9 protein-coding genes are annotated in these 7,553 nt (G+C 69.0%); 2 read left to right on the forward strand and 7 right to left on the reverse strand.

The window, feature by feature from the left end; translation table 11 throughout:
- The first annotated feature begins 41 nt into the window (after positions 1 to 41).
- Both FV234_RS19690 and FV234_RS19695 read left to right on the forward strand, forming a co-directional pair.
- The gene (locus tag FV234_RS19690) at positions 42 to 290 is read left to right on the forward strand and encodes a hypothetical protein (protein WP_147764637.1); all 249 of its coding nucleotides are present in this window, start codon (positions 42 to 44) and stop codon (positions 288 to 290) included.
- 1 nt (position 291) lies between these two features.
- The gene (locus FV234_RS19695) at positions 292 to 633 is read left to right on the forward strand and encodes an MmcQ/YjbR family DNA-binding protein (RefSeq protein WP_147764638.1); all 342 of its coding nucleotides are present in this window, start codon (positions 292 to 294) and stop codon (positions 631 to 633) included.
- A 259-nt stretch (positions 634 to 892) separates the two neighbouring features.
- On the opposite strand, the gene FV234_RS19700 is transcribed toward FV234_RS19695, so the two are convergent.
- The 7 genes from FV234_RS19700 to FV234_RS19730 all read right to left on the reverse strand — a co-directional run bounded on the left by FV234_RS19700 (position 893) and on the right by FV234_RS19730 (position 7,416).
- The gene (locus FV234_RS19700) at positions 893 to 1,729 is read right to left on the reverse strand and encodes a class I SAM-dependent methyltransferase (protein WP_187273737.1); all 837 of its coding nucleotides are present in this window, start codon (positions 1,727 to 1,729) and stop codon (positions 893 to 895) included.
- A gap of 641 nt (positions 1,730 to 2,370) precedes the next feature.
- Positions 2,371 to 3,234: an LPS export ABC transporter ATP-binding protein gene (lptB, locus tag FV234_RS19705; RefSeq protein WP_147753835.1), complete on the reverse strand. Its 864-nt coding sequence runs from the start codon at positions 3,232 to 3,234 to the stop codon at positions 2,371 to 2,373.
- Positions 3,231 to 4,007: an LptA/OstA family protein gene (locus FV234_RS19710; RefSeq protein WP_147764640.1), complete on the reverse strand. Its 777-nt coding sequence runs from the start codon at positions 4,005 to 4,007 to the stop codon at positions 3,231 to 3,233. The genes lptB and FV234_RS19710 overlap by 4 nt, the downstream gene beginning before the upstream one ends.
- Positions 4,004 to 4,777, reverse strand: a complete 774-nt coding sequence (locus FV234_RS19715) for a lipopolysaccharide-assembly, LptC-related protein (RefSeq protein ID WP_147831188.1) — start codon at positions 4,775 to 4,777, stop codon at positions 4,004 to 4,006. Before FV234_RS19715 ends, FV234_RS19710 begins: the two co-directional genes overlap by 4 nt.
- A 434-nt stretch (positions 4,778 to 5,211) precedes the next feature.
- Positions 5,212 to 5,835: a nucleotide exchange factor GrpE gene (gene grpE, locus FV234_RS19720; RefSeq protein ID WP_238272807.1), complete on the reverse strand. Its 624-nt coding sequence runs from the start codon at positions 5,833 to 5,835 to the stop codon at positions 5,212 to 5,214.
- 264 nt (positions 5,836 to 6,099) lie between these two features.
- Positions 6,100 to 6,816, reverse strand: a complete 717-nt coding sequence (locus FV234_RS19725; RefSeq protein WP_246686239.1) for a hypothetical protein — start codon at positions 6,814 to 6,816, stop codon at positions 6,100 to 6,102.
- A gap of 3 nt (positions 6,817 to 6,819) precedes the next feature.
- Positions 6,820 to 7,416: a hypothetical protein gene (locus FV234_RS19730; protein WP_147831190.1), complete on the reverse strand. Its 597-nt coding sequence runs from the start codon at positions 7,414 to 7,416 to the stop codon at positions 6,820 to 6,822.
- Positions 7,417 to 7,553: the final 137 nt, after the last annotated feature.

The following is a 7,553-nucleotide window of genomic DNA, read 5'->3' on the forward strand; positions in this document are numbered from 1 at the left end:
CCCGGACGTTGCCTGCACAGCCTTCACCCAGCGAGATCCTCATGACGCGCCTGTTCATCGCCGACGTCCGGACCCCATCCGGCCCGCGCCCCCTGGTCACGGTGCGGGCGGCCTCGGAAGCCGAGGCGCTGCTCTTCCTGGAGGCGCGCTACCCCGAGGACCGGATCGAGGCGGTGGCCGAGCCCGCCGAGTGGGCCAGCGACGCGGCCACCGGGTCGGAGCCCGGCGACATCCGCGAGCATGCGGGCAGCAGCTGGCCCAGCAGCCGGCAGGCGCCCGCCGGCACCTGACATGCTGCCCGACGACGTGCGCGCCCTCGCGCTGATGCTGCCGGAGGCGATTCCGGGCGCGCACAAGGGCAACCCGGATTTTCGCGTGGGCGGCCGGGTCTTCGCGACCCTGTGGACCGAGGAGGACCGCCTGGTGCTGCGGCTGTCGCCGGAGGACCAGGCACGCCTGCTGGAGGCCGACCCGGACCTGTTCTCGGCCATCGACGGCGCCTGGGGCCGCCGCGGCTGGACCAACCTCGACCTCGACGCCTGCGAGGAGGAGCTTTTGCGCGACGCCCTGCTCGCGGCCTGGCGCGCGACAGCCCCGGCCGGGCTGGTCTCGACCTACGACGCGATGGCGTGAGGGCGACCGTGCTGTGGGCCGGAGCTCGTGCTCGGCGCCGCATACCTGAGGCCCGGTACGACCGCCCGGATCGTGTCGGCGCTTTCCGCAAGGCGCCGTTCGTCGCCCGAGCGGCGACTGGGCTCGCGGCGGCGGACCGATCTGAGCACCCGGGCTCGCGAACGTCGGCCAAGGCCTCGGCAGGCCGCCGTCGCGGCGATTTCTGAGGTCGGCCGGGATCGTCGCCCCATGGGCCGGCGGCGCATGCCTGGGATCCCGCTCAGCCGTCGGCGCGGCGCGTGACCAGCGCCATCACCCACGGGTTGAACCCCGTGCCCAAGAGCGAGCGGGGCATGCGGGCGACGTAGGCGCGTGCCGTCGGGCGCGCGAAGGCCGGAACCCGCGAGAAGTCGAGAAACCCGCCGATGCTGCGAGCCTCCATCCCGTAAGGCAGGCCCTCGAGGTAGCGATGCACGTCCGGGTAGGCCCAGAGAAAGTTGTCCCCCCAGGTCCGGTGGACCGTCGCGCCGAGCCGGCGCGCGAGCCAGCGCTCCCAGGCGGTCGCCCGGCTGTCGGGACCGTGGGCCACGTCGATCGGAAAGGCGCGGTTGGGGCCGCCGATCAGCATCCGCCCACCCGGCGAGAGGACGCGGAAGATCTCCCGCAGCCACTGTCGGCGGACCGCGTGCCAGTCGGGACGGCGGTCGGCGTGTCCGTCGGTCGTGCCGACGTGCTCGATGGCGCCGAAGGTGAATGCGAAGTCGATGCTGCCGTCGAGGAACGGGAGCTCGAACGCGTCCGGATCGACCAGGTAGAACCGGTCGGCGCTCCGGCCGGCCGAAGACCAGCGGCGCGTCAGCCCCGGCAGGTCGATGCCGTAGCTCTCGTAGCCCTCCGTTTCGAGAGCCACCGCCATGCCGCCCATGCCGCAGCCGACGTCCAGGACGGTCCGAACCGGAGCCTCCCGCACGATCGGCAGGACGAAGGCCCGGGCCTTGGCCGCCTGGAAGTCGTTCTGCGCGTCGACGTAGGCTTCGTCGCAGGTCTCGTCCCGCGTCCAGGTGCGCGGTAGGAGGCCGTGATAGCCGTCGAGGGTCGTGATGGATGATCTCAGCATCGCGTTGGGCTCCCTCCGACCGTGTCGTAGGGTCGGAATCAGCGGGAAGAACCAGGGCCGGTCCACATCTGCCTCGCTCGACCCACGATCGGGCAAGGCAGGAGCGAAGGCTCCCATCGTTGCTATTTATGATTGCGTGAAATCACCGCATGCAACCGCGTAGAGAACGTAGGCGCGGATCGCGCGACGCGGTCGACAGCGTCGAGGATCGCTCCCCGCCCTCCCCGAAAGTTCGGACCACCGAGGCACCGACGTGAGGCGCCCCCGATGTCTCTCGAAAGCGGCATCCGGTTTCGAGACGGGAATCGAGAACGGTTATCGCGCACCGAAAAATCCTGATGCGGCGCCGAGATCCGTCGAACGTCCGCCCGGTCAGGATCTGATACCAGACCTCAATGAGCCCGACTCATCGAGGTCTGGCCCCCGCGACTGCGGGGCGGCGGCAATCCGCCGGACCTCATGGGTTCCTACCCATGAGACTTGGTAGGAGACCCTTCCCCGCGCCTGCCCCCGTCCGGGAAGCTGCGTGAGCCGGCGCGACGGCGGTATGCGCTGCTGCCGGCTCCGCCCGGAAACGGACCGTCGCAGATCCACGCCGGGCCGTCCTCCGCTCGCGACACCGATCCCGGCCGGGCCCGCCCCTAAAGCCGGAAATCCTCGCCGAGATACAGCCGCCGCGCGTCGGCGTTGGCGACGATCTCCTCCGGGGTGCCCTCGGTGAGGATGCGGCCGGAATGGGCGATGTAGGCGCGGTCGATCAGGCCCAGCGTCTCGCGGACGTTGTGGTCGGTGATCAGCACGCCGATGCCGCGCTGCTTGAGGTGCTTGACCAGGTCCTGGATGTCGCCGACCGCGATCGGGTCGATGCCGGCGAAGGGCTCGTCGAGGAGCATGAAGGTCGGCGACGAGGCCAGCGCCCGGGCGATCTCGCAGCGGCGGCGCTCGCCGCCGGACAGCGCGATCGACGGGGATTTGCGCAGCCGCGCGATGTCGAACTCTTCCAGCAGCGAATCGAGCTTTTTCGCCCGCGCCTTGCGGTCGGGTTCCGCGACCTCGAGCACCGCGCGGATGTTGTCCTCGACCGTCAGGCCGCGGAAGATCGAGGCTTCCTGGGGCAGGTAGCCGATGCCGAGGCGCGCGCGCTGGTACATCGGCAGGTGGGTGATCGGCAGGCCGTCGAGGGTGATGTGGCCGCGGTCGGCCGCCACCAGCCCGGTGATCATGTAGAAGATCGTGGTCTTGCCGGCGCCGTTCGGCCCGAGCAGCCCGACCGCCTCGCCGGTCCGCACCGTGAGCCCGGCCTCGTGCACCACCGTGCGCGCGCCGTAGCTCTTGCGCAGGCCGCGGACGTGGAGGATGCCGGGGCCGCCCTCGACCTCGGCCGGGACGGCATCGGGCCTGGCGCGGCCGAGCACCCGCCCGAGCCAGGACGGGCGCGGGCTCGCGGTCTCGGATCGGTGCGGGGAGAGGGCCTGTCCGCCGGAGACGCCGAGCGAACCGCTCAATTGGCCTGGGCCCGGGTCTTGGCCTCGCCTTTGGCTGCGTCCGCCTTGACGGCCTCCGCCGGCTTCGGCGCAGTTTTGGCGATGCCGGCCGGCTGGGGGCAGCCCTTGGCGGACTTGTTCGCGTCGGACTTCTCGCCCGGTACGAACAGGGCCGAGACGCGGCCGCCGGGCACCGGGTCCATGTTCGCGCGGCCGGTGTTCATGTCGTAGACGAGGCGCTGGCCGCGGGTGACGTTCTGGCACTGGCTCAGCACGACGTTGCCGGTGAGCACGATGCGCTTGGCGGCCTGGTCGAACACCGCGCTGTCGCCGGTGGCGACCTGGTCCTTCTGCACCACCGTGACCGGGCCGGCGCAATCCACCTTCTGGATGCCGTTCTCGCCCATGCTGGCGGCGTCTTTCGGCTTCTCCTCGGCCTCGGCGCCCGGGTTCGCCTTGTCCTTGTCCTTCGTGTCCTTGTCCTTGCCGCGCTTGTAGTGGACCGTCATCGTCGAGCAGCGGATGGTGCTGTCGCCCTGCACGGCCACGACGTTGCCGGCGAAGATCGCCTTGCTCTCGCGGTCGAACACGTCGAGGCGGTCGGCGTCGATCTTGATCGGCTCCTTGCCGCCGCCCATCGCGCCGAACGGCGAGGCCGCGTCCTTCTTGGCCGCGGCCGGGGCGGCCGGCTTCTCGGCCCGGGCGGGCGCGGCCGCCAGCGTGGCGGACGCGAGCGCGGCGGCGAGAAGCGCGAAGAACCTGAAATGCCGCGCAGACGCGAGCGGGCGGGTCATGGGCGGCCGTCCGTCGGCTCGGCCGAGGAGGTGAGGACGCGCAGCGGCACCTTCGGCTCGGCCTTGCCGTCAACCTTGCCGTCCGCCTTGGAATCCTTGGCCTTGTCCTGGTGGAACACGGTGTGGACGTTGCCGATGAAGGAGATCACCCGGCCGTTCTCGACCACGTCGAGCCCGTCGGCGACCACCTGGCCGCTCGGCACCGACACGGTGACGGTCTCGGAGGACTTCACGCTGCCGGCCTTGAAGTCGACGGCGGCCGATTGCAGCTGCGCCTCCTCGCCCTTGTCGGTCCAGATCCGGATGTCCTGCTTGAGGTCGAGGGCTTCGCGCGTCGTGTCGAACAGGCCCGTGGCCGCCTCGATCCAGGCGAGCCCGCCCTTCTCGTCGGTGGCGACGTGGCCGCGCATCGCCTCGAGCTCGATCAGGCTGGGCTTGCGCATGTCCTGGAGCGCCGCCGTGGCGGTCACCTCGTAGCCGCGGTCGCCCTTGCGGAAGCCCGACAGCTTCGGGTTCTCCATCCGCACCTTGGTGCCCGACAGCGTCACCGGCCCGACGCTGACGCCGGGAAGCACCGCCGCGAACGGGTTGAACAGCCAGGCCCCGAGCGCGATCACCGCGCCGCCGGCGACGAGCGGGAGCACCCGGCGGAGCGTGCGCACCTGGGCGCTGTGGCGGTGGGCGCGGGCATGCGCGCGGCTGCGGCGCAGGTCGGCCTGACCGCCCCCTTGCCCGAACCCATCCCTCTCGACCGCGTCGACGACCTGCATGACGATTCCGATGCGCGACGCTGGAGCGCGACGCGCCCGCGAGCCCGGCCCCGACGCATCACGCGCCACGCCGACTCGTTCCGGGATGCGCCCGGCCGATGGCGAAGTTATGGCCCAAGCGTTTCCGAATGTTCAACCATCGCTGGCATCGGGATGCCCTGAGGGGGCGAATTCGGCCGATGCGTCGTGCGTTCGCGCACAAGGATGGTGCGGCCGTCCCCTCATCGCATGCGGCGCGTCCTCGCCGCCCGGGAAGGAACATCGCTCCCGAACGATCCAGCGCCGCCCGATCACCGGCTCCCCCTCCCCCGCACCCAAGTCGGGCTTGCCCGACTTGGACGCACAGGGTGCGGATCGCGGGCAAGCCCGAGATCCGTCGGGGGGAGGGAAGCGGCGGCTTCGTTTGCTTGATACAGAGAGAATAGAGCGGTGGATCAGGCCTGCGCGGCGTCGGCCGGCGCGCCGGCCTTCGGGCCGCCCTTGGCGACGCCGACGAGGGCCGGGCGCAGGGTGCGGTCGCCGATGACGTAGCCGGACTGCACCACCTGCACGACGGTGCCGGCCGGCACCTCCGGGTCGGGCACCTCGAACATCGCCTGGTGGCGGTTCGGGTCGAAGCGCTGGCCCTTGGGCTCGACCACCTTGACGCCGTGGCGCTCCAGGGTCTTGGCGAGGTCCCGCTCGGTCAGCTCGATGCCGTCGATCAGGCCCTTCAGCGCGCCCTCGGCCGAGGCCCGCGCCTCGGCCGGGACGCTGTCCAGCGCCCGGCGGATGTTGTCGGCGACGTTGAGCACGTCGCGGGCGAAGTTCGTCACCGCGTAGGTGCGGCCGTCGGCGACCTCGCGCTCGGTCCGGCGGCGCAGGTTCTCCATCTCGGCCAGCGTCCGGAGCGTCCGGTCCTTGAGCTCGTCGCGCTCTGCGGTCAGCGCCGCGAGCTTGTCGTCGGCCGGGGCGGCCTGCGCCTCGGGGGCGTCGTGCGGGGCCTCGTGCGCCACGCCGGCCCCGGCCTCGACCGTGTTCTGGCGCGGGTCGTCGTGCTGCATGTCGTTGCTCGTCATCGCGAAAAGGGCTCGCCGGCTGATTTCGGGGTCCGCGCTGATATCAGGCGCGCGGCCTGCGAAATCAACCCGTCCGCATCGGCCGGTTCGTCGTGGCTCGGCGTGGGGCCGCACAGTCCGCGTGGGAGGGGCCAACCGTCTGATTTCGGATGTTACTCGCAATCTTGCGATAAGAGGCATGCTGATTGAATGTCTAGGTCAGGCGATGCACATACAGAGTTAATGCCAAGTGCGTCGATGTCGATCATCGCGCCTGGAACGCCCTCACATCTCGATCCAGAGATGGCGCATTGCGATCGTGTTGAGACCGTTAGCGCGGGTATGTTGGGACTTAAGGATGGCTCGCCGCCTGGTTGTGTCGTGGTCTTCGATTTCGAGTCGGTCGTCGGCACTCCAGAGCGGTGCGGCGGTCGCCGCCAAGTCATCGATCCAAGTGCCGAGTTCGCGCTGCCAATGTGGGATATTCCCAGTCTGGACATAGCCAATCATAGCGGCAAACGCATGGTTGGCGGCATGGGCGCCGCTCTTGAACCGCTGGATCCCGCCCGTGGAGCTAATGTTGCTGTACAGATATTCGCGCGGATCGCGCTTCCTGGCGACCGGGGTGGGGAGCCGCTTGCATTCGATCGGGAGTAGAATGTCATATCGCGAATAGTGGCGATCGCCGATCCAAATCGAACAGTCGCTTGGCTTGGCTGCAATGTCGAGATTGCGACCGCCTTTGATGTCATCACGCGTCTCGCGTTGAAATTTGAAGGCGTCGAAACCCGGGGCGGCGCGGGCGGCATCGTTCAGGAAATCGCACAGCTGATCGGAGAGCGCATCCTCGGCTGTTTCCGGCGGCCGCATCTCGTCATCCCGCCAAAAGGGCAGCGCCTCGGCGATAAAGGCGACGAGCGTGCGAAGCTGGGTCGCGGGCTGATGCAACCCGATCCGCAGCCCCTCGGTAATCGGTCTGCTTTCCCTGCCGTCTGCCAGCACGAACTAGTAACCCTGAGCCCGAAGGTCGGCGAGCACCTCGTCGGCGTCGCGCAGCCCGATTGATCGCATCCAGAAGCGCAGCCGGTCCGGCTTGATCAGGAACAGCAAATTGTCATCGTAAATCCGGGCAATCCGCGTGACCGATACACTCTCACTGCGCTGTTCCCGGATTAGCGCATCAACCCGCCCGCGCAGCGTCTCGCTATCCGACCAGTCGATTTCCACCGCGCCGAAGGAATAGGGCTGGCAGATGATCCCAGGCCAGGATTGACTGGGGTGCGCCACGAGTGGGTTGTCGCGGTATAGGTGGTTAATCGCGGCGAGAAAAGTTTCGTTGAAAGCCGGGAGTACAGCCTGACCAGAACTCTTCAGCGCGACCGATTGGTCACCCCTGCGGATCAGGTCGCGCTGATAAGCGACGATGTCGTGCACAAGGATAGCCTCGCTTGCGCTCAGCCCGAGATCGCCTGACTCAGGGAACGGAAGGTCGAAAATGTCGCCTGTGCTTGTCGCTGTGGCCTTCTTGTTAAACAACCGAAAGCTTGTCGCGGCAGCATAGGCCGACAGGCAATTCCGGTTCATTGAAATGAAGTCCGACACCGCAAGTAGGGGTCGTGTCCCTAGGCGTGGTGTAGCTTGGTGAGGGCCACCACGATCACCGGCTTGGGCCGGGACGATCAGGCTGCGAGGGTGGGCAGGCTGACGAGGGGATCATCGCCGATCGGGGCGATGCTTTC

Origin of the sequence: Methylobacterium sp. WL8, from assembly GCF_008040045.1 — a bacterium.
GTDB lineage: Bacteria > Pseudomonadota > Alphaproteobacteria > Rhizobiales > Beijerinckiaceae > Methylobacterium > Methylobacterium cerastii.

Bases quoted from the DNA above. Each gene is read 5' to 3' on its own strand.
- FV234_RS19690 (WP_147764637.1), top strand. From the start codon at position 42: ATGACGCGCCTGTTCATCGCCGACGTCCGGACCCCATCCGGCCCGCGC.
- FV234_RS19710 (WP_147764640.1), bottom strand. From the start codon at position 4,007: ATGACCCGCCCGCTCGCGTCTGCGCGGCATTTCAGGTTCTTCGCGCTT.
- grpE (WP_238272807.1), bottom strand. From the start codon at position 5,835: ATGACGAGCAACGACATGCAGCACGACGACCCGCGCCAGAACACGGTC.
- FV234_RS19700 (WP_187273737.1), bottom strand. From the start codon at position 1,729: ATGCTGAGATCATCCATCACGACCCTCGACGGCTATCACGGCCTCCTA.
- FV234_RS19715 (WP_147831188.1), bottom strand. From the start codon at position 4,777: ATGCAGGTCGTCGACGCGGTCGAGAGGGATGGGTTCGGGCAAGGGGGC.
- FV234_RS19695 (WP_147764638.1), top strand. From the start codon at position 292: ATGCTGCCCGACGACGTGCGCGCCCTCGCGCTGATGCTGCCGGAGGCG.